The sequence below is a fragment of the Bradyrhizobium diazoefficiens genome, from assembly GCF_016616885.1.
GTDB lineage: Bacteria > Pseudomonadota > Alphaproteobacteria > Rhizobiales > Xanthobacteraceae > Bradyrhizobium > Bradyrhizobium diazoefficiens_F.
This window is the reverse complement of the sequence record NZ_CP067102.1, coordinates 3,202,647-3,223,158: the sequence shown is the minus strand read 5'-3', so window position 1 is coordinate 3,223,158 and position 20,512 is coordinate 3,202,647. Positions and strand designations below refer to the sequence as shown.

Below are 20,512 nucleotides of genomic sequence, written 5' to 3'. Positions count from 1 at the left end.
GGGATCAGCCCAGGAAGAAAACCGAAGCGATATTGAGAGTGCAAACCATCATGGCGGCGGGAATCTACGCGCGAAAACGGCGGCGCTCAAGCGGCGCCGTGAGCCCAAAAACAAAGAGCCGCATCTCTGCGGCTCGGACTCTATTCGTCGCGATAGACCTTCTCGCGTTTCTCGTGGCGCTCCTGAGCTTCCACCGAGAGCGTCGCGATGGGCCGGGCCTCGAGCCGCTTCAACGAGATTGGCTCGCCGGTATCCTCGCAATAGCCGTAGGTGTTGTCCTCGATACGCTGGAGCGCGGCGTCGATCTTGGCGATCAACTTGCGCTGGCGGTCGCGGGCGCGGAGTTCGATGGCGCGGTCGGTTTCGGACGATGCCCGATCGGCGAGATCGGGGTGGTTCACGTTCTCCTCCTGCAGCGCCTGCAGGGTGAGCTTGGACTCTTTGAGGATCTCATCCTTCCAGGCGAGGAGCTTCAAACGGAAGTACTCCTTCTGCCGGTCGTTCATGAAAGGCTCTTTTTCGGTCGGTCGGTAGTTTTTCAACTTTTCCAAGGGCGGCCCATCTTTTTAAGCAACGACTCGTGAACGGAACGGGGTCCGTTGAGCCGGGGCTTATATAGCTACCCCATGTGACAGACAATATTTCCTTAATGGCGCGGTTACCGCCCCCAAGCCCTTGCACAGGAAGGTTTATCCTGGAGAGACCGGGGGCGGCCAAAAGCCTAGTAGCCGACCGTGAAGCGCTGCCTCAAATGGGCCGGCCTCTCGATCTCGTCGGCGAGTGCGATGGCGTAGTCGGCGAAGCTGATCCAGCTCTTGCCGTTCGCATCTGCGAGAAGCTGGTCGGTGCCAAGCCGGAACTTGGTGGTCCGCTCCCCCTCGATGAACAGCGCCGAGGGCGAAAGGAAAGTCCAGTTCAGTTCCTTTTCCTGCCGCAGCAGGTCGAGAAAGGCCCCACCCGCCTCCGCCTCGGCCTGGTATTGGGCCGGAAAACCAGGGGTTGTGACCAGTTTGACGCCGGGAGCGACCTCCAAACTGCCGGCGCCGCCGACGATCAGATAGCGACCGACCTTGGAGTCCTTGGCCGCGCCGATCAGCTTGTGCGGGTCGCTCGCCAGGAAGTGGACGGAACTCACCGCAACGTCATGCCCTGCCCAGAGCTTGGTTAGACCGGCCTGGTCGAGCACATCGCCCTGGGTCGGCGTGACGTTCGGCAGGCCCGCGATCTTGTCCGGGTTCCGGGCAATGGCGCTAACGCCATGGCCACGGCGGGACAGTTCCTTGGTGATCTCCGAACCGGCCCGGCCCGAGGCGCCGGCAACTGCGATTTTCATTGGAAGGCTCCTTTTGTAGTAACTAGTGGTTACTAGATATCGCAAAGGATGCTGGTGTTAAGAGAGCACTTTGTGCTTACCTGATTACGCAGGAGTAACCGATGAGGACCGACGATGAAGCCAGACGTCTATGCAGCGAACTGCCCCACGCGCCAGATCCTCGATCGCGTCGGCGACAAATGGGCCGTGCTGATCCTGCTGCTGCTGCGCGAGGAGCCGATGCGCTTCAATCAGTTGCGCCGCACGATTGAAGGCATCTCGCAGAAGATGCTGAGCCAGGTTCTCAAGTCGCTCGAACGCGACGGCCTGATCAAGCGCCGCGCCATCGCGACCGTGCCGGTGACGGTTGAATATTCGATCACGCAACTCGGCCTGACGCTCGCCGCCGCGGTTGATCCGTTGCGCGATTGGGCCGAGGAGAATCTGAAAGACGTGCTCGCCGCCCAGCGCCGCTACGACGCGCAGCAGAAGGAGCAAGCGGCGTAGTGCGCTCTCGCGAGAGTACGTAGCGCCACCCCAAACTCCGCTGTAATGCCCCGGCCTTGGACCGGGGCATCCAGTACGCCGCGGCTTCTCGGTTCAACAATGACTATCTCTGGAATACTGGGTCGCCCGGTCAAGCCCGGCGACGACAGCTGCTGTGCCTGACTACGCCTGCCCGGCCTTGGCCAGTTCGACCTCGACGCGCAGCTCGATTTCGGAGAGCACGGAATCCAGACCGGGATCGCCGGAGGACGATTTCAGGTTCGCGGCCGCATCGCGCAGCCGCAGCACGGTCGACGCGTCGAAATTGCCGGACAAGAGTCCCATCTTGAGATCGTCGAGCACGTCGAGCGCGGTCTTGCCGCGGGCGACCGAGCGCTTGCGGCGCTCGATCGGATCTTCCTCGATGCCTTGCAGTGCGAGCAGCGCATCGATGTTGGCGGAAGCTTTGGGTGCGGCGGCGCTGCGCGTCTCCTGCGCCGACGTCGTGTCGGGCAGCACGAAGGTGCCGGAGCTCGTTCGCCTTGCCTGGCTGGCCGGCGTCCCAAGCGTGGTGCCATTCGGTCCGTAGATGCGCATCGAAGCAATCCGGGTGATCGGTGCGCCACATTCGCCGCTTTATGGTTAACGGGACGTAAACGGCCCGGCAAAATCTGCCGGGATGCGGCAGTTTCGCTCCTTAGGGCGAATGCCGGCTGGCGCCGATCCGAAGAGATTTATTCAACCTATTCAATCGCCTAACCCCTCTGCCCCGTGTTGGCACAGCGCTCGCAAGGAAAGCGTCGGACCAGCTCGTCATGGGAGTGTCGCAGTCGGTCCGAGATGTGAGGAGCCTCGGGGAGCAGAGGATGCCAGGCGTTCGTTGGGTGAAGATTCTTAGCGGGGTTTTTGGGGTGGCCTGTGCCGCGCTGTCAGCGCTGGCACTCTCGGCTGCCGCTGTAAACGCGACCTCGCGCATCAAGGATCTCGCCAATATCGAAGGCGTGCGGCAGAACCAGCTCATCGGCTACGGCCTCGTTGTCGGCCTCAACGGCACCGGCGATACCCTCAACAACATCCCCTTCACAAAGCAGTCGCTGCAAGCGATGCTCGAGCGCATGGGCGTCAACATCCGCGGCGCCACCATCCGCACCGGCAATGTCGCCGCCGTGATGGTGACCGGCAACCTGCCGGCCTTCGCGACGCAAGGCACGCGCATGGACGTCACCGTCTCCGCGCTCGGCGATGCCAAGAATCTCCAGGGCGGCACGCTCCTCGTCACCCCCCTGCTCGGTGCCGACGGCAACGTCTACGCGGTGGCACAAGGCTCGCTCGCGATCTCCGGCTTCCAGGCCGAGGGCGAAGCTGCGAAAATCGTGCGCGGCGTACCGACCGTGGGCCGTATTGCCAACGGCGCCATCATCGAGCGCGAGATCGAATTCGCGCTCAACCGGCTGCCCAATGTGCGCCTAGCGCTGCGCAATGCCGACTTCACCACCGCCAAGCGCATTGCAGCGGCGATCAACGACTATCTCGGCGTCAAGACCGCCGAGCCGATCGATCCCTCGACGGTGCAGCTTTCGATCCCGCCCGAGTTCAAGGGCAACGTCGTCGCCTTCCTCACCGAGATCGAGCAGCTCCAGGTCGATCCGGATCTCGCCGCCAAGATCATCATTGACGAGCGCTCGGGCATCATCGTGATGGGCCGCGACGTTCGCGTCGCCACCGTCGCGGTTGCGCAGGGCAATCTCACGGTCACGATCTCGGAGAGCCCGCAGGTCAGCCAGCCCAACCCGCTGTCGCGCGGCCGCACCGTGGTCGCGCCGCGCAGCAGCGTCAGCGTCACCGAGGACGGCAGGAAGCTGGCCCTCGTCAAGGACGGCGTCTCGCTGCAGCAGCTCGTCGACGGCCTCAACGGCCTCGGCATCGGCCCGCGCGACCTCATCAGCATCCTCCAGGCGATCAAGGCCGCCGGCGCGATCGAAGCCGACATCGAGGTGATGTGATGCACATCAACACGACCACCTCCACCACTGTCGCCAACCCGGCCTTCTCGGTGGAGAGCCGCAACGGGCGGCCCGACTTCGAGCTCGCCGCCGCGCTTCAGAAGGTCTCGCCACAGGTGCAGACCAAGGCGCAGAAGACCGCCACCGATTTCGAGGGCATGTTCCTCAACAGCATGTTCGCGCAGATGACCTCGGGCCTGAAGGGCGAAGGCCCGTTCGGCGATACGCCGGGCACCGGCGTGTGGCGCTCGATGCTGACCGAGCAATATTCCAAGAACTTCGCCAGCGCCGGTGGCGTCGGCGTCGCCCGCGACGTCTACCGTACCCTGATCATCCAGCAGGCGAAAACCACTCTTCGGACGGCATAAGGTCAAACGAGATGAACCATTTCAGCGCGTCACGTCGGCCGATGCCCGCAGAGCGCCCGAACAACACGCCCGAGAGCTCTGTGGCACGCAAGCTCGCAGAGGACCTGATGGACGCGATGAGCGCCCTGCTCGGCCTGATCGAGCGCGAGACCGAGCTCGTCCGCGCCGGCAAGGTTCGCGATGCGATGGCGCTCGAAAGCCAGAAGCAGGAGCTGTCGCGGCGTTACGTCGGCGCCGTCAGCCAGTTGAAGGCGAACCAGGCACAACTCGCGAAATCCGCGCCCGAGCTGCTCTCGACGCTGCATCGACACCACGACGCCTTCCGCGCGATGCTTCAGGTCAACCTCACAGTGCTCGCGACCGCGCACGCGGTCTCCGAAAGCGTCGTGCGCGGCGTCAATGCCGAGATCCAGAAGCGCAACGTGCCGAACACCTATACGGCGGCGGGACGTCGCGCCACGCCCGGCCCGCGTCACATCACGCCGCTCGCGGTCAGCCGCTCGCTCTGAGCGCGCGAAAACAGCTTACGATTTTAGGAAAAACCGCGCGACGATATCGTCGCGCGGTTAGGCACGTTTACTTACCTGATCTTCAATCCTGGTGTTCCATGGTTGCTTATTGAGAGGGGTTGGGATTTGACTCAGTCGAGGCAACCAGGAGGCTGCCATGAGCACAGATTTCAGCATCAGGCCGGTGGGGATACCGGCCGCTACGCTACCCATAGCGACGTCGAGCGCGGCGGCCAACGACGCCGTGCGGACCGATTTGCCCGTGAGCCAGGCCGTCAGTGCTGGCGACGCCGGCGCGGCCGCGCGCAATGATCTGCAGTACAGCCAGAACGTTTCGCGCCAGGTCGTGTTCAACCAGGCCGCCGCGTCCTTCGTTTTCCAGGTCGTCAACGAGAAGACCGACCGGGTCGTGGAGCAATTTCCGGACGAAGCGATGCTGCGCCGCCGCGCCTATTTTCACGCGCTCGACCTCAGCAAGGCCGATGCAGAACGCCCGCTGTCGACCGACCGCAGCGCCTGAAGACATGCAGGCTGATCAGAGCTAAACGCTCTGCTTCAGCAACTCCTCCTCACGTCTGACGAGCTTCTGGATCTCCTTCAATGAATTGTACAGAGAGCCGCTCAGGATCAGCTTGCTTGCAGCCTCGATCGACGTTCTGAAGCTCGGCACCGCCTCGAGCAGATCCTTGACGAAGCTCACATAGAGCTCCTGGTATTTCGGAATATCGTTTTCCAGATACATCATCTGGATGCAGAGATAGAGCCGCTTCACGGGCGTATTGGCGGTCTCCGCGGTCAGCAGGTCCTTCTCGCGCAGGATCGGCGCCTCTCCCGAGATCAACAGCCTGGTTCGCGTATCGGAGTTGGTGATGAGGCTTTGGCCGATGATGATTCGCTCGAAGGGCTTCAGTTCAACTTTCAGCGCCATCGCTGTTACCTCCTGCGCTCATACCAAAAAAGCCGTCTGCGTTGGCGCATTCGACGAAGCGAGAAATGAAAGGCTCCTGCTCCGTCGAGCTGACCAGGTTCATCGCATGGAACCCCACCGCCGGCTGCGCACGGGCCGGCTGAGCTACTTTCGAACGGTCGGCTTACGGCCTTAGCGTGGATTTCCGTTGCCAAACGGTAAATGGATTTGGTTAACGAGACATTAACTCGCGCGGCGCGACAACGCAGATCGGTGACCAGAACGCTTCGCGATGCGGAGCCCGGGCGCGATCAGACCAGGTCGGCGTATGCCGTGTTGAGCACGTTCGCCCCGGTCGCAGGATTGGTGACGACCGTCTTGATCTGCGCGTGACCGATCTTCTTCAGCAGGAACTTGGAGTCGCCGATTCGGAAGGAATTTTCCTTGATCAGTACGTCCTGGTACTGAACTGGGCCCGTGCCGCTCTGGTATTTGACCTTGGCGCGAAACCCTTGAACGTCAGAGATTGTGAACGAAAACTTCTCGCCTGTGGAGTACGTCCCCTTCCAGGTTCCCGTATAAAGGGTGGAATCGACCGGAACATACTTCACATTCGATGACGACGGCGTTGGCGCCGTCTTATAGCTGTTGCTCAGAATGCTAAGGATGTCGGCCATCGCCCGAATTCACCTCAATCGGCAGGTCCCCTCAGACGCGCCCGCTCAATCCGGCTGCAATGTTGCGGTTTATCTCGATCAGCGGCTTGAAGTGCTCCCGCTGGGGGCTGATCTGCAGCGCCGCTGTCTGGGACAGCACGAAGATGCTGATGTTGGCGATGTTCTGCCGAACATCCATTGGCTGCGGGTTCCCATCGCGCTGAGCTTCGCTGAGAAAGATTGTCCAGAGCTTGCGGTTATAGATCAACGCCTCGGACATCTGCACATAGCTCGCATCGGGGTCGGATACGATGGCTTGCAGCTTGTTCGCCGCCTTCAACAATGCCTGGGCTTCAATATCGCGCGGGGATGAGGTGGTACTCGCGACGCGCGCGTAGGCTTGAGCGGCAGCACTAGACATTCGTCACCTCAGCAAACCTTGTTCCGTCTGACAAGCTTCCGGACTTCCTCGTAGTAACCCCTAAAGGCGGCCAATTAAGATTAACTTACCCGCTGACTGAATTTGCGTCATCAGATCTGAACCAGAGGAGTTTCGGGCTCGAACCAAGGGCGGATTTCGAATTGAGATCGTCGCTGACCGGCCTGCCGAAGCAGGACCCAGCCAGCAGCGCGGCGTTGTCCAGCACTGCCCCAGCCGTCGCCGATCGGAACGTCTCGTTAACCACGTTTCGTAAGCAGTGGTTAATCATATTTTAAAAGCTTTTGTTCACTCTTGCGAAGGCTGAAACCACAAGCGCATTGACCCGGACTAGGACGCCGGCGGTGCACACAAGGGAAGTCATTCAAATGTCCGACGTCGTCCTTACCGCAGCAGTCCGTCAGAACCTGCTCTCGCTGCAGGGCACCGCTGATCTGCTCGCGACCACGCAGGGCCGTCTCGCCACCGGCAAGAAGGTCAACAGCGCGCTCGACAATCCGACCAACTTCTTCACCGCCGCCGGTCTCGACGCCCGCGCCAGCGACATCAGCAACCTGCTCGACAGCATCGGCAACGGCGTGCAGGTCCTGCAGGCCGCCAACACCGGCATCACCTCGCTGACGAAGCTGGTCGATACCGCGAAGTCGATCGCCAACCAGGTGCTGCAGCAACCCACGGGCTACAGCACCAAATCAAACATCCAGTTCACCGGCACGGGCGCTCCCACCGGGACGGGCGGAGCCACTTCCGCGGACCTCACGACAAGCAAGCTCAACGGCGGCGTTTACACGTTTACCAATTCCGCCGGCACTGCTGCCACGATCACCATCGGCACTGCCCCGTCAAGCTTCAATCCGGTGACCAAGACCGCACAGGTCCAGTCGCTGGCACAGCTCAATCAGGCGCTGGCGGATGCGGGCGTCAACCTCGCGGGCTCAATCACCGGCCCTGACAGTCTGACCTTTACGTCGACCAATGACGGTGCGGGACAGGTGATCACGGGTACCGCCGCTCCCGCTGCTCCCGCCGCGTTGGACGCCATCAATATCAGCGGCAATGCCGCGGGCGGTGGCGCAGGTGGTGCCGTCGTTGCGGCGGTGCCCGACCCGATCTCGCAGCAAGCCAGGGCGACCCTCGTCAGCCAGTACAACCAGATCCTTCAGCAGATCACCACCACGGCGCAGGACGCCTCCTTCAATGGCGTCAACTTGCTGGATGGCAACTCGCTGAAAATGATTTTCGACGAGACTGGCAAGTCGACGCTGACGATCGCGGGCGTGACCTTCAATCCGAACGGTCTCGGCCTGAGCCAGTTGACCGCCGGCGTGGATTTCACGGACAACGTCCTGACCGGTAAGGTTCTGACCGCGCTCAATGCCGCCAGCACCACGCTGCGGTCGCAGGCCTCCGCCTTCGGCGCCAACCTGTCGATCGTGCAGATCCGCCAGGATTTCTCGAAGCAGATTATCAACGTGCTGCAGACCGGTTCGTCCGCCCTGACGCTCGCCGACACCAACCAGGAAGCGGCCAACAGCCAGGCGCTCTCGACCCGCCAGTCGATCGGGGTCTCCGCGCTGTCGCTCGCGAACCAGTCGCAGCAGAGTGTGCTACAGCTCTTGCGCTGACGGCTCGTCTCCGCAGCGCTCGCGACAAGCGGCAGGGCTTTGTCCTGCCGCTTTTTTCGTCGCTGGATTCCCGGGCATTACAGCCTCGGAAACGATCCAACGAGATATTCCTGGCCAACTCTCAAACTGGTCCGGTCAATAGAAAAGCGGCGGGACCAAGGTCCCGCCGCCTGGTTTTCAGCTATCCGTCGAACTCAGCGCAGCAGCTGCAGAACGCCCTGCTGCGACGTGTTGGCGAGCGACAGCGCGGACGTCGCAATCGACTGGCGGGTCGACAGCGCCTGGCTGTTGGCCGCTTCCTCGTTGGAGTCGGCCAGCGTCAGGGCGGACGAACCGGTCTGCAGCACGTTGATGATGTTCTTGTTGAAGTCCTGGCGGATCTGCACGATCGACAGGTTGGCGCCGAAAGCCGACGCCTGCGACCGCAGAGTGACGCTGGCGGTGTTGAGCGCCGTCAGGACGGTGTTGGTTGCACTGTTGTCGATGAAGTCGCTACCCGCGGTGAGCGACTTCAGGCCGAGACCGTTCGGATTGAAGGTCACGCCCGCAATCGTCACGGTCGACTTGCCGGTTTCGTCGAACACCAGCTTCAGCGAGTCGCCATTCAGCAGGTTGATGCCGTTGAACGAAGCGTCCTGCGCCGTGGTGGTGATCTGCGTGATGATCTGGTTGTACTGGCTGACCAGCGACGAGCGCGTGGCCTGCGACACCGGGTCGGCAACTGCGGCGACGATCGTTCCGGCGGTGAATGCTGCACCGCTGGTGGTGTCGATATTTACCGAGGTCGACGCCGTGACGGGCGGGGCGACATAGGCAGCACCGTTGGTGATGACCTGGGATGCCGCATCATTGGACGAGGTGAAGGTCAGCGAGCCGTTGGTATTGATGCTTGCGATCAGCTGAATACCCGCCGCCGAAAGCGCGCTGTTGAGGCCGGTGATCGTGTTGACCTGGTTCGCGGCGGAGCCGAGCGTGATCGTGGTGGTGCCCGCGGCCGTATCGAACTTGATGGCCTGGCCACCCAGCGAGTTCGTGCCGCCAACGGTCAGATCGGTTGCCGTACCCGCGACAGACAGCGGACCGGCACCGGTCGGCGCGGCGCTGGTGAAGGTGGCCTTTGAGGTGTAGCCGGAGGGCTGCTGCAGCACCTGGTTGGCGATCGACTTCGCGGTATCGACCAGCTTCGACAGCGAGGTGATGCCGGTATTGGCGGCCTGCAGGACCTGCACGCCGTTGCCGATGCTGTCGAGCAAATTGCTGATGTCGCTGGCGCGGGCGTCGAGACCGGCGGCGGTGAAGAAGTTGGTCGGATTGTCGAGCGCGCTGTTGACCTTCTTGCCGGTGGCGAGACGGCCCTGCGTGGTCGCGAGCAGATCAGCGGTGCCCTGCAGCGAGAGCAGGTTCTGGCGGACCGCCGCGGAGAGCGTGATGTTGGACAGAGACATGCGAAACGACCTTTCTGGTGTAACTCAGCGGGCCTTCCTTGGCCGCGCATGGGGAAACCCTAGGGACCCTATGGTCAACAAAGGATAAAGCAGGCCGGTCTTGGTTAACGCCCGAGGCGCTTTCGAAAACTTATGGTTAACAAACGGTCAAGACCGGTCGATCGGTCAAGCAGCCTCCCCGGGGCCAGGCCTCGAACGATTCCGGAAAACACAAACTGCAGCGCAAGAGAAGAAAACGGCGGGGCCGAGGCCCCGCCGCTCTTCCAGATCGAGAATTGCGCCAGGCTCAGCGCAGCAGCTGCAGAACGCTCTGCTGCGACTGGTTGGCGAGCGACAGCGCGGACGTCGCAATCGACTGGCGGGTCGACAGCGCCTGGCTGTTGGCCGCTTCCTCGTTGGAGTCGGCCAGCGTCAGGGCGGACGAACCGGTCTGCAGCACGTTGATCAGGCTCTTGTTGAAGTCCTGACGAATCTGCACGATCGACAGGTTGGCACCGAAAGCCGACGCCTGCGACCGCAGCGTGACGCTGGCGGTGTTGAGCGCCGTCAGGACGGTGTTGGTTGCAGTGTTGTCGATGAAGTCGTTACCGGCGGTGAGCGACTTCAGGCCGAGACCGGCCGGATTGAAGGTCACGCCTGTAATCGTCGTCGCCGATTTGCCGGTTTCGTCGAACACCAGCTTCAGCGAGTCGCCATTCAGCAGGTTGATGCCATTGAACGACGAGTCCTGCGCCGTGGTGGTGATCTGCGTGATGATCTGGTTGTACTGGCTGACCAGCGACGAGCGCGTGGCCTGCGACACCGGGTCGGCAACCGCGGCGACGATCGTTCCGGCGGTGAATGCTGCACCGCTGGTGGTGTCGATGTTTACCGAGCTCGACGCCGTGGCGGCCGGGGCGACATAGGCAGCACCGTTGGTGATGACCTGGGATGCCGCATCGTTGGACGAGGTGAAGGTCAGCGAGCCGTTGGTGTTGACGCTTGCGGTCAGCTGAATACCCGCCGCCGAAAGCGCGCTGTTGAGGCCGGTGATCGTGTTGACCTGGTTCGCGGCGGAGCCGAGCGTGATCGTGGTGGTGCCCGCGGCCGTATCGAACTTGATGGCCTGGCCACCCAGCGAGTTCGTGCCGCCGACGGTCAGATCGGTTGCCGTACCCGCGACAGACAGCGGACCGGCACCGGTCGGCGCGGCGCTGGTGAAGGTGGCCTTTGAGGTGTAGCCGGAGGGCTGCTGCAGCACCTGGTTGGCGATCGACTTCGCGGTATCGACCAGCTTCGACAGCGAGGTGATGCCGGTGTTGGCGGCCTGCAGGACCTGCACGCCATTGCCGATGCTGTCGAGCAAGTTGCTGATGTCGCTGGCGCGGGAGTCGAGACCGGCGGCGGTGAAGAAGTTGGTCGGATTGTCGAGCGCGCTGTTGACCTTCTTGCCGGTGGCGAGACGGCTCTGCGTGGTCGCGAGCAGATCAGCGGTGCCCTGCAGCGAGAGCAGGTTCTGGCGGACCGACGCAGAGAGCGTGATGTTGGACAGAGACATGAAACAACCTTTCTGGCTTTACGCAACTTCGGCCTTCTTGGCCGAGTACCCCGACGCTACGAAGCAACTGATCAACGAAACCTGAATCGGACCGATAGGATGCCCCGATCCCCGCGGGCTTCGGAACTCATGCTTTAGGAAGGATGAAAATCGTTCGAAAACTTGATGGAGTCGACGGCGGCGGCCCATCGCACGCCAATCATCGTGGTTAATGAGCAACGAACAGGTTGCAGGAGTTATCACTCACGTGCCAAATCGCGGCCGGCAGCCGTCCACGAAAGCTGCGCGACAGTCGCTCGTTACCGAAGCGTTGATGGAGAACAGGCGTGGCCCTCAAAGTCGAGCTCAGACCGCACGAACGCATCATCGTCGGCAACTGCGTGATCACTAATACCGACCAGCGCGCCCGCCTCCTGATCGACGGCGAGAACGTGCCGATCCTGCGCGAACGCGACATCCTCACGCCCGAGACCGCCGACACGCCGGCCAAGCTCGTCTATCTGGCGGTGCAGCTGATGTACATCTCGCCGGATCCGCAGACCCAGCACGGCACCTATTTCAACCTGGTGCGCGACATCGTCACCGCCGTGCCGAGCGCCTGGCCGATCATCGAGGGCATCAACAACAACATCATGAGCGGCGATCTCTACCGGGCGCTCAAGGAAGCCCGCAAGCTGATCGCCTATGAAACGAAGCTGCGGGACCAGTACGAGGCCACGCATCCCAAAGGCGACGTCGGCTCGGCCGTCTGAGCAAGCTTCGCGCATCCGAACGAAAAACGCCCCGGACAAGGTCCGGGGCGTTTTTCGTTTCAGCCGCCGTTGGCCTTACTGCGCCGCGAGCGGCGGCGCATCAACCTCGATCAATCCGCCGGTCCGCTGCGCACCGAACTTGAGCACGGCCGACACCAGCGCGTCGATATCCGTCTCGGCGGTGCGATGATTGACGATGGCGGCACGGATCGCGAACTTGCCATCCAGCGTCGTGCTTGACGGTGCGGCGATGCCGGACTCCTGGACATCGGCGACGATCTCGCGATTGACCGCATCGCTCGCGCGATAGCGGAAGCAGACGATGTTGAGATTGACCGGCGCGAGCAGCTCGAGCCGGGGCTCGGCGAGCACGCGCGTCTCGAGATATTTTGCGAGCGCGCAGCTGCGCGCGATCACCGCACCCAGCCGGTCGGTGCCGAATGTCTTCAGCGTGAACCACGTCTTCAGCGCGCGGAAACCGCGCGACAGATCCGGACCGAGATCGCACGGCCAGACAGCACCGGCCGCAAGCCCCCTCGCCTCGCGGCTCAGATAAGCCGCCGGCTGCGCAAAGGCCTGCCGATGCCGCTCGCCGTCGCGCACCAGCAGGAAGCCGGCATCATAGGGCACCTGCCCCCATTTGTGGAAGTCGAGCGCGATCGAATCCGCGAGCTCGATGCCCTCGAGCAACGGCGCGAGCTCGGGCGAGAGGATCGCGAGCGCACCGAAGGCGCCATCGACATGAAACCAGATGCCTTCTTCGCGGCACAAATCCGCGACCGCCCTGAGATCGTCGATCGCGCCGATGTCGACGGTGCCGGCCGATGCCGTGACCAGGAACGGCTTGAAGCCAACCTCGCGATCGATCGCAATCTGCGCGCGCAGCGCAGCGACATCGATGCGATGATCGGCATCGATATCGATCTTCCGCAACGCGTCGGTACCGAAGCCTGCGATGTCCATCGCGCGGGAGATGCAGCCATGCGCGGCCTTCGACGCGTAGGCCGTGAGCAGGGCGCCGTCATTGCCGATACCGTGTTGCCGCGCCAGCGCGCCGAGCGCGCTCGTGCGCGCAACCAGCACCGCCATCAGATTGGCCATCGACGTACCGGTGACGAAAATGCCGCTCGCGCCTTGCGGAAAACCGAACAGGCCGCGCATCCACGCGACGATCTGGCGCTCGACCTCGATCGGCATGTGATCGCGGCCGCCGACATTGGCATTGAGGCCGGCCGCGAGCATCTCCGCGACCATGCCGACGGCGGTGCCGCCGCCGTGCACCCAGCCCATGAAGCCGGGATGAACATTGCCGGTCGCGTAAGGAGCGACATTCTCGGAGAATTCGCGATAGACATCCGCGAGAGAAGTCGCTTCGCGCGGCACGTCGGTCCGGACCGCCGCGCGAACCTCGTCGGGGATTGGCTGCCAGACCGGACGCGCGCGGACATTGGCAATACCGTCGATCGCCTCGTCCAGCATGCGATGGGCGAGTGCACGAAACTCGCTCCAGTCCTGCGGATCGAGCGATCCGCTCGTGACGGATGCCTGCGTGTTGCGGATGATCTCGTTCATGCTGCACTCCCCACGCCCGCTTTTGCATGCCGCGACAGCATCGCGGTGAACGCGGCAAAGATCTTGCGCATCTGCGGCGGCTTGTACGGAAACACGACGGGCGAATCCATGTTGTGCACGACGGCGGTGTTGTCGGCCTCGAACACCAGAAGCTCGCCGTTCTGGTTCTCGGCGCAATCGACGATGAAATAATCAAGGCCGACGCGCCGGCTCATTTCATCGAGCGCAGCCTTGTGACGTGCTGCGAAGGCGCGATCGAAGTCCTGCATGAAGATGGCTTCTTCAGCGCGCTTCTCCTCGCTGAACGCCATGTAGGCGTTGAGATACCAGATGTCCCAGCGATCCGCGATCGCCATGTGGCAAGCATAAGGCTTGCCGTCGACCATCGTGAGCCGAATTTTGCGATAGAGCCCATCGGGGCTCGCGTAGTTGACGAAGCGCGCGACGAAGAAGTCCTGCTCCTGCCGTTCGGCAAGATAGGCCGCGAGCGCCGCCGCATCGTCGATCTTCGCCAGCCCGACGCCGGCGTGCGTGCCGCGCGGCCGCACGATCATCGGAAAGTGCAATTCGCCCGAGATCTCCGCGCAAGCGATCCGCCCCTCCGAGAGAGCGGTCAATTGCGCACGCGTCGCGTTGGCGGTCACGGGAATTTCGAGGCCGGGGATGCCAGCCAGCAGCCGATAGAGCTTGTCGCGATCGAGATTGCCGATCAACTCGGGGCGATTGAGCAGCGGCCGCGGCCAGCGCGGCGCGGCCTTCTCGATCAGCGCCAGCGCCTCGCGGCATTCTTCGGAGTCGGATGCGACCACGATGGCAACATCGTGATCAGGCAGCGTCTCCGGCAAGCCCGTTGTCTTGGTCACATAAAGCGTCAGGAGCTCGATATCGGAGCCTTCGAGCAAAAATTCGATCGGCGTGTTGCCGCCCATGTCGATGTCAGCTGCAAGCGCAAGCACGCGCAAGCCCGGCTTCGGCACTGCGGCGGGCGTGCGAAACAGTTGGTGGAAGGAGAGCACCTCCGACTGGATCACCAGCCCGGCTTCCTTCTCGCCCTGAAGCTGGGCAATCAGGGACAGATCGAGCCCCTCGCCCGCCTGCGCCGTCCCCTCCGCGATCCGCGCCAGCAGCCGCTCTCGCAACGGGTGCAGATCGACGCCCTCGAAGGCCTGGCGCGTCAAATGCGCAAAGCCGATACGGTCGGCAAAGTTCGGCGCGGCAAGCGGATGCAACATCTCACACCTATAAGGGCTACGCCGGCACAGCGGCGGCTTGGTCAAGCAGCAGCTCGGTCTTCACCAGGACGTGGGCGATGCGATCGAGGATGTGCTGCACATTGCGTTGCGCTTGTGCGCTGTCGGCCGACCAGGCGTCGGTGACGAGCCGCGCGCCGACACACAGCCGCAGCGCAGCCTGCGGCACGCCGTCCGGTTGCTCCAGCCGCACCGGCTGGCCGACGAGACAGCGTTGTGCGGCAACCTGCCGGTCCGCTGCGCTCCCGACGATGTCGTCGTTCATGTCGCGCGCCAACGCACGATGGACGGCGCCGGTATCGGCGATGGACACCGGCTTGCCGTTACGAAGCAGCGTGAATGGAAAAACCGTACGCTGCGCGAATTCCTCGTCATCCGCATTCGCCTTGTCGAAGGCTGCCGGGACAGCGCGCAGCGACGGCGACAGCGCGATCATGCTGTCGATGCCGGCCGCAAGCTCGGCGAGCGCCTTGGCGCGGAACGCCCCGGGCACGGCGTAGTAACTGCCGATCTCGGCCAGCGCCGCTTCCCAGCGCAGCCACTGGCCGAAATTCGGACGGCGTTCGAAGCGCGAGCGCAGTGCCGTCCACGTCATCGGCCAGTCGCAGCGGCCGACATAGTCGAAGAAGCCCGGCGCGACGCCTTCGATCCGGTCGAGCCCGCGCGACAGGCCCTTCGGCACCAGCAGCGCGCCGCTGAAGGCAGGCCCGCCAAAGAACTTCGAACCGGTGATCAGCACCATGTAGCCGCGATCGAGATAGGACCGCAGCCGGCGGCAGCCGAGCCGCGCCTGACAGGCATCGACGACGACCTGAACCTTGCGCGGCCAGCGCCGCGCGATCTCATCGAGGCAGGCGGCACTCGGCGCGCGCCAGCCGAGCTTTGACGAATCCATAACGTGCAACAGTACGCGCCGGCCTTGCGCGAGGCTGTCCTCGATTGCACGCATCACCTCGGCATCCGCATCGGTGCGCATCGCGAGGCCGAACGTGGCGTCGAGCAGCGGCACCGCGATGCTGTCACCGGCGAGGCCCGCGATCGCAGCGTCCTTGCGCACCGCAACGCCGCTCGCCGTCATCGTGCTGAAATGGTGTCCGCGCGCGGTATGCGCCGTGCCGCTGCCGGTCTGATCGGCGCCGACCACGATCGTCACTGGCGGCGCCCCGAGCGCCGCGTGCGCCAGGAACAAGGCATGGAGCTGGGAATCCGTACCCGACGGCGAGAACACGACATCGACGCGCGGCGGCAGCTGAAAGTGCCCGCGCAATTCGTCGCGCAGGTCCTCGCAGCGCCGGTCGAAGGCGATCTCGACTTCGTCGAACAACGATTTGTGGACCAGCTCCTCGCGCGCCAGCGCAGCGCGGTCATAGCCGGCTTGCGAGATCGTCGATGCGGTCGATGAGGCGAAATTCCAGATCTGGGGTTCGGGCGATGGCGCGCAGCCATAGGCGTTGACGCGCTCTTTCGGATCGAGCGCCAGCCGCGGGTCTCCGCCAGAGACGAGCAGCGTATCCAGCGGCGTGAAGAGATCGCGCAGGCGGTAGCGCGAGCCGCCCTCGGACGCTCGCTCGGTCTCTGGCAGACGGGATGCGCCGGCGCTCATCCCGACAGGCTCACGCCGCATCGGCCGCGGCCGCAGGTGCGGCTGCGAATTGCGAGGCGATGTGGCCGTGGGACACCGATGGCGGGACCTGCCCGCCGAAGCTCGGCGTGGCCACGAGTTGCATCCGATCCCACATCAATGGCTCCGCAAGCGGCCTCAATCCTCACCAAGAGGTAAACAGGCATGGTTAATGGAGCCTTAACGCGGGCTCCTACAGGAACTTGACGAGCGACAGCTGCGCGAGCTTTGAAGTGGTCTGGTAGGACGCCTGGAGCGCGTTCTGAAGTGACAGGATTTCGCTCGCCACCTGGTCCGGCGGGGCCGACTCGGCCTGGTCAATGATGTTCTGGAGCTGCGCCTTGGCCTGGGTTTGGCGCGCGGTGGCGTCCTTCATGGTGTTCTGGGCCATTGCGATATCGGTCTGGATGTCCTCGATGCGCTGCTGTCCAGGCTGCGGCGCAAGCGCCTGAGCCACCCTCTGGCTCAGCGCCGAGACCTGTCCGCTGGAATAGGTCCCGGCCGGCGAGGTCGAGAACGTGCCGAACACGGCGATCGCCTGCAACTGCCGCCGGATCGCGCTCTCATCGGCCTGTGCGCCATATTGAATCGTGATGGAATCGTCGACCCGTGCCACCGCGGTCGAGCGCGGCGAGCCGGGCCCGTCATTGCCGGTGTACCATTTCACGGTGTTGGCCGAGCCGTTCACCAGGGTCGTCGCCGAGCTCGCCGGCGAGGAGCCGACGCGCAGCGGCGGTTGCGTGGCGGTGATCGGCGACGTGCTGAAGCCGAGCGCGCCCAGTGCGGCCGTCGCGGCCGGAGTCGAGCCCGATATGCTCAGGCTCGCCGCATCGTCGGTGTTGATCGTGATCGAACCGCCATGGATGGTCGACGGCTTCGAGGTCCCCGTGATCTGGTCGATCTTGCTCATCAGCGTCTGGATGCTATCGGTGACGTTGAGCTGGTTGCCGGTCGCGCCCGACGCGACGAAGCTGAGCGTCGTGCCGTTGACCGTGATGGCGTCGCCGACCGAAAAGCCGGGCGAGATCGAGTTCGAGGGAGCCGTGCCGGACAGCGCGGTCGCCCCGCTGATCGGTGCGGGTGGGGCCGCCTGGTTGTTCTTGGGAGTGCCGATCGCAGAGCTCGCGGTGTTGAAGAAGTTGTCGCCGGCGGTCACGGCGGATGCCGCCACCAGCGAGGTGTTGGCGAGCTTCGTGATCGCGGTGTTCAACGCCGTATTGAGGTTCGCGGCGGTGTTGCCGGGGATGGTCGCATTGATCGCAAAGCTGCCGATCGGCGTCGGCGTGGCGGTCGAGGCGGTCAGGTCGATCTGCTCGGTCGAGCCGTCCGGCAGCGTGAACTGCACGCTGAGCTTGTCGCCGTTGTTCGGGTTCACGCCGTTGAGATCAACGGAGAACGACACCGGCGAGCCGCTTGGGCCGGTGACCGTCGCGCCCGTCAGCGTCGAGGAGACCGCGGCGATCTTCAAGCCGAACGGCGATCCCGCGACGTCCTCCGACACCTTCACCGAGCTCGGCGTCGGCTGCGTCTGCACCAGCCGGCCCATTCCGTTGGCACCGAGATCGGCGGCCTGGCGCTCCGCCATCACGGTCTTGAAGCCCGCCTGCGTCGTGGTGCCGTTGATGATGTCGCCGGCGTCGGTGACCGACGGCGTGTTGACCGCGGTTCCGGAGAACAGATAGCGGTTGCCTGACTGCGTGTTGAGGACGCCGATCATCGAGCCGAACTGGGCAGCCGCGGTGTTCTGCGCCACCGTCTGGCCGTTGACGTTGAGATCCTGCGACGTATTCGCAGCGCCCGTCTGCGCCGTACTGCGGATCGTCGTCAGCGCTTGCAACGCCGTGTTGGTGAGGTTGATGTTGACGTTGACGTTGGTGATCGTGTCGGTATAGGCGTCGATGTTGGACAACTGCGAGCGCGAGGCGATCGCGAAGCCCTCGTTGGTGCCCATCCCCGAATAGTTCTGCGATAGCTTGCCGGTCGAGAGCTGCGTCGACAGATCCGTGAGCTGCTGATTGATGTTGCGGATCTGCGCGCCGAGGATCGACGAGGAGTAGTTGATGCTGCTGATCGACATGTTTCATCGCCCTTACACTTGATACGCGCGGTTATCCTTGAGCCTGGAGCAGCGTGTTCATCATGCTTTGCACCACCGACATGAGATGGGCATTGGCCGCGTAGGCATTCTGGAGCTGGATCAGGTTCGACATCTCGGCGTCGAGATTGACGCTGGAGGTCGAGTTGAACTTCGCCTGGAGCGTCGAGACCACGACGCTCTGGCCCTGCTGGAGCTGGGTCGCCTGGGTCGATGCGTTGCTCTGGACGCTCAGGAATTGCTGAAGGTAGTTCGAGACGCTGCCGCTGAACGGCTGGGTAGCCGAACCGAGACCGGTCTGCGGCGAATAGGAGAACACCGCCGTGGTGAGCTGCGAATAGAGATAGTCCGAGCGCGTGGTGTCGCCTGCCGGTGTCACCGGCGAGGTGCTGTAGACCGACAGCCGGGTCGGATCGGTGGCGAGCTGCGTGTTCACTGCGATGCGCCCGGCAAGGCCGGTCATCTGCGAGCCCGCTGCCGTGATCGCGCCGGTGTAGAGCGCCTGACCGCCGTCGGTGAACAGCGGCAGCTGCGGACTGCCCGAGGTCAGCGAGGAGATCGTCTTGGTGATCGAGGATGAGTTGACCTTGGCTAGGCCGCTGCCGTCATCGGTCATCCGCAGCGTCGTGGCCGTGGCGGGCAGCGGGGCCGCGGAGAATGACAGGTGCGTACCGGACAGCGCGGTGTTGAGCGCAGACGCGATCGCGCTCATGCCGCTGGAGAAGTCGACGCCGACCTGCATCGGGTTCGCATTCGACGCGTTTTGGAGCGGCAAGGCCGCCGGGTCGGTCACGTTGACCAGCGTAATCTGGCGCTGCGTGTTGGTCGTCGTGTCGGTGTAAGTCAGGTTGACGGTGTTGCCCGGTGCGGCGCCGGCGAGATCGACGTCGAAGCCCGCCGGTGGGCCCGAGACCGCCGTGCCCGCCGTGGACTTGTCCGACAGCGCGCTCGACATCGTCGCGGCGAGCTGGTCGATCTGGGTCTGCGCCTGCACCAGCGTCTGGTCGCGCAGCTTCAGATCCGCTGCGATCTGGCCGGAGGAGACCACGTTGTTGGCGACGACGTCGACCTGCGCCCCGTTCGGAAGCTTGATGTTGAATGCGCCGACACCGGACTTGGCCGGATTGGTGTTGTAGAGCGAGGTCGCCGAGAGTGCGCCGGCGGAGGCGAAGGTGAATTGCGAGGCGAGCCCCGCGCCGACGAGCTGGATGCCCGTGGTGGTGTAGATGTTGGCCTGGTTCGATCCGTCGGTGGTGACGCGGACGTCGACATATTTGGACAGCGAGTTGATGGCCTGGTCGCGCTGATCCATCAGCGTCGCGGTGGACGGATCGCTCGAAGACAGGCCCTGCAGCTTGGTGTTGATGTCGGCGATCTGGTTCATCGCCGCGTTGGCCTGCTGTGCCGAGGTGCCGAGATCCTGCTCGGCGTTGGAGCGCAACGACTGGATGCCTTTGGTCGTGACGTTGAGCTGCGTCGCCAGCGCCTGCGCCGCGCCGACCGCGACCGTCTGCGCCGACGACGAGCCCGCGCTCGTCGACAGCGCCTGGAGCGAGCTGGTGAAGTTATTCAGCGCCGTTTCGAGCGTGCCGCTGCCGCCGGGGTTGCCATAGACATTCTGAAGCTGCTTCAGGATGTTGGCCATCTGGTCGGCGTAGCCGCTGCCGCCGGTCTCGGTGCGAAGCTGGTTCTGCACGAAGGTGTCGAGCTCCCGGCTGACGCCGGTCGTCATCACCGACGATCCGAAATCGGCGGTGGTGACCTCGACCTGGTTCGGCGTCTGGGTGACGTAACCCGGCGTCTGCGAGTTTGCGACGTTCGACGAGACGATCGAGAGCGCGGCCTGGTTGGCACGCAGACCGCTCATCGCACTGGCGAGGGCTGAACTCAAACCCATGTTGACCTGCCGCCTTTGGTTACGTTACGCGCCGGTGG

General features: G+C 63.7%; 21 protein-coding genes. 7 read left to right on the top strand and 14 right to left on the bottom strand.

What is annotated here, in order from left to right:
• Window positions 1–140: 140 nt before the first annotated feature.
• Window positions 141–506 (bottom strand): RNA polymerase-binding protein DksA, encoded by a 366-nt coding sequence (dksA, locus tag JJC00_RS14635; protein ID WP_008554760.1) that lies wholly within the window; start codon window positions 504–506, stop codon window positions 141–143.
• 215 nt (window positions 507–721) lie between these two features.
• Window positions 722–1,333 (bottom strand): NAD(P)-dependent oxidoreductase, encoded by a 612-nt coding sequence (locus tag JJC00_RS14630; RefSeq protein ID WP_200473247.1) that lies wholly within the window; start codon window positions 1,331–1,333, stop codon window positions 722–724.
• A gap of 114 nt (window positions 1,334–1,447) precedes the next feature.
• Between JJC00_RS14630 and JJC00_RS14625 the strand changes: the two genes are divergently transcribed.
• Window positions 1,448–1,819 carry a winged helix-turn-helix transcriptional regulator gene (locus tag JJC00_RS14625; protein WP_200473246.1) on the top strand — a complete coding sequence of 124 codons (372 nt, stop codon included), beginning with the start codon at window positions 1,448–1,450 and terminating at the stop codon, window positions 1,817–1,819.
• A 162-nt stretch (window positions 1,820–1,981) separates the two neighbouring features.
• Here the strand turns inward: JJC00_RS14625 and JJC00_RS14620 are convergent, their stop codons facing one another.
• On the bottom strand, window positions 1,982–2,395 hold the full coding sequence (locus JJC00_RS14620) for a flagellar assembly protein FliX (protein WP_200473245.1): 414 nt from the start codon (window positions 2,393–2,395) through the stop codon (window positions 1,982–1,984).
• A gap of 269 nt (window positions 2,396–2,664) precedes the next feature.
• Here JJC00_RS14620 and JJC00_RS14615 point away from each other — a divergent pair, with 269 nt between their 5' ends.
• The 4 genes from JJC00_RS14615 to JJC00_RS14600 all read left to right on the top strand — a co-directional run bounded on the left by JJC00_RS14615 (window position 2,665) and on the right by JJC00_RS14600 (window position 5,198).
• On the top strand, window positions 2,665–3,801 hold the full coding sequence (locus JJC00_RS14615) for a flagellar basal body P-ring protein FlgI (RefSeq protein ID WP_200473244.1): 1,137 nt from the start codon (window positions 2,665–2,667) through the stop codon (window positions 3,799–3,801).
• Window positions 3,801–4,169: a flagellar assembly peptidoglycan hydrolase FlgJ gene (flgJ, locus tag JJC00_RS14610; protein ID WP_200473243.1), complete on the top strand. Its 369-nt coding sequence runs from the start codon at window positions 3,801–3,803 to the stop codon at window positions 4,167–4,169. The genes JJC00_RS14615 and flgJ overlap by 1 nt, the downstream gene beginning before the upstream one ends.
• 11 nt (window positions 4,170–4,180) lie before the next feature.
• Window positions 4,181–4,678 (top strand): hypothetical protein, encoded by a 498-nt coding sequence (locus tag JJC00_RS14605; protein WP_200473242.1) that lies wholly within the window; start codon window positions 4,181–4,183, stop codon window positions 4,676–4,678.
• Window positions 4,679–4,835: 157 nt separating this feature from the next.
• Window positions 4,836–5,198, top strand: coding sequence for a hypothetical protein (locus JJC00_RS14600; RefSeq protein WP_200473241.1), 363 nt, complete (start codon window positions 4,836–4,838; stop codon window positions 5,196–5,198).
• A gap of 21 nt (window positions 5,199–5,219) precedes the next feature.
• Here the strand turns inward: JJC00_RS14600 and flbT (JJC00_RS14595) are convergent, their stop codons facing one another.
• From flbT (JJC00_RS14595) to flaF, 3 genes are all read right to left on the bottom strand, one after another.
• Window positions 5,220–5,606 (bottom strand): flagellar biosynthesis repressor FlbT, encoded by a 387-nt coding sequence (gene flbT / locus JJC00_RS14595; protein WP_200473240.1) that lies wholly within the window; start codon window positions 5,604–5,606, stop codon window positions 5,220–5,222.
• Between the two features lie 290 nt (window positions 5,607–5,896).
• A complete protein-coding gene (locus JJC00_RS14590) occupies window positions 5,897–6,262 on the bottom strand; it encodes a hypothetical protein (RefSeq protein WP_200473239.1) in 366 nt (121 codons plus the stop codon).
• 31 nt (window positions 6,263–6,293) lie between these two features.
• The gene (gene flaF / locus JJC00_RS14585; protein ID WP_200473238.1) at window positions 6,294–6,662 is read right to left on the bottom strand and encodes a flagellar biosynthesis regulator FlaF; all 369 of its coding nucleotides are present in this window, start codon (window positions 6,660–6,662) and stop codon (window positions 6,294–6,296) included.
• Between the two features lie 386 nt (window positions 6,663–7,048).
• Between flaF and JJC00_RS14580 the strand changes: the two genes are divergently transcribed.
• Window positions 7,049–8,305 carry a flagellin gene (locus JJC00_RS14580; RefSeq protein ID WP_200473237.1) on the top strand — a complete coding sequence of 419 codons (1,257 nt, stop codon included), beginning with the start codon at window positions 7,049–7,051 and terminating at the stop codon, window positions 8,303–8,305.
• Window positions 8,306–8,499: 194 nt separating this feature from the next.
• On the opposite strand, the gene JJC00_RS14575 is transcribed toward JJC00_RS14580, so the two are convergent.
• A complete protein-coding gene (locus tag JJC00_RS14575) occupies window positions 8,500–9,750 on the bottom strand; it encodes a flagellin (RefSeq protein ID WP_200473236.1) in 1,251 nt (416 codons plus the stop codon).
• A gap of 286 nt (window positions 9,751–10,036) precedes the next feature.
• The gene (locus tag JJC00_RS14570) at window positions 10,037–11,287 is read right to left on the bottom strand and encodes a flagellin (RefSeq protein ID WP_200473235.1); all 1,251 of its coding nucleotides are present in this window, start codon (window positions 11,285–11,287) and stop codon (window positions 10,037–10,039) included.
• Window positions 11,288–11,613: 326 nt separating this feature from the next.
• On the opposite strand from JJC00_RS14570, the gene flbT (JJC00_RS14565) reads away from it, so the two are divergent.
• The gene (flbT, locus tag JJC00_RS14565) at window positions 11,614–12,039 is read left to right on the top strand and encodes a flagellar biosynthesis repressor FlbT (protein WP_200473234.1); all 426 of its coding nucleotides are present in this window, start codon (window positions 11,614–11,616) and stop codon (window positions 12,037–12,039) included.
• Between the two features lie 75 nt (window positions 12,040–12,114).
• Here flbT (JJC00_RS14565) and JJC00_RS14560 read toward each other — a convergent pair whose 3' ends face one another.
• The 6 genes from JJC00_RS14560 to flgK all read right to left on the bottom strand — a co-directional run bounded on the left by JJC00_RS14560 (window position 12,115) and on the right by flgK (window position 20,474).
• Window positions 12,115–13,611 (bottom strand): pyridoxal phosphate-dependent decarboxylase family protein, encoded by a 1,497-nt coding sequence (locus JJC00_RS14560; protein ID WP_200473233.1) that lies wholly within the window; start codon window positions 13,609–13,611, stop codon window positions 12,115–12,117.
• Entirely contained in the window at window positions 13,608–14,843 is a 1,236-nt protein-coding gene (locus JJC00_RS14555; RefSeq protein ID WP_200473232.1) for an ATP-grasp domain-containing protein, read from the bottom strand. Before JJC00_RS14555 ends, JJC00_RS14560 begins: the two co-directional genes overlap by 4 nt.
• 16 nt (window positions 14,844–14,859) lie before the next feature.
• Entirely contained in the window at window positions 14,860–16,485 is a 1,626-nt protein-coding gene (locus tag JJC00_RS14550) for a hypothetical protein (protein WP_200473231.1), read from the bottom strand.
• Window positions 16,475–16,600, bottom strand: coding sequence for a hypothetical protein (locus JJC00_RS38600; protein WP_283816818.1), 126 nt, complete (start codon window positions 16,598–16,600; stop codon window positions 16,475–16,477). The genes JJC00_RS14550 and JJC00_RS38600 overlap by 11 nt, the downstream gene beginning before the upstream one ends.
• A gap of 75 nt (window positions 16,601–16,675) precedes the next feature.
• Window positions 16,676–18,559, bottom strand: coding sequence for a flagellar protein (locus tag JJC00_RS14545; RefSeq protein WP_200473230.1), 1,884 nt, complete (start codon window positions 18,557–18,559; stop codon window positions 16,676–16,678).
• A gap of 31 nt (window positions 18,560–18,590) precedes the next feature.
• Window positions 18,591–20,474 carry a flagellar hook-associated protein FlgK gene (flgK, locus tag JJC00_RS14540; protein WP_200473229.1) on the bottom strand — a complete coding sequence of 628 codons (1,884 nt, stop codon included), beginning with the start codon at window positions 20,472–20,474 and terminating at the stop codon, window positions 18,591–18,593.
• Window positions 20,475–20,512: the final 38 nt, after the last annotated feature.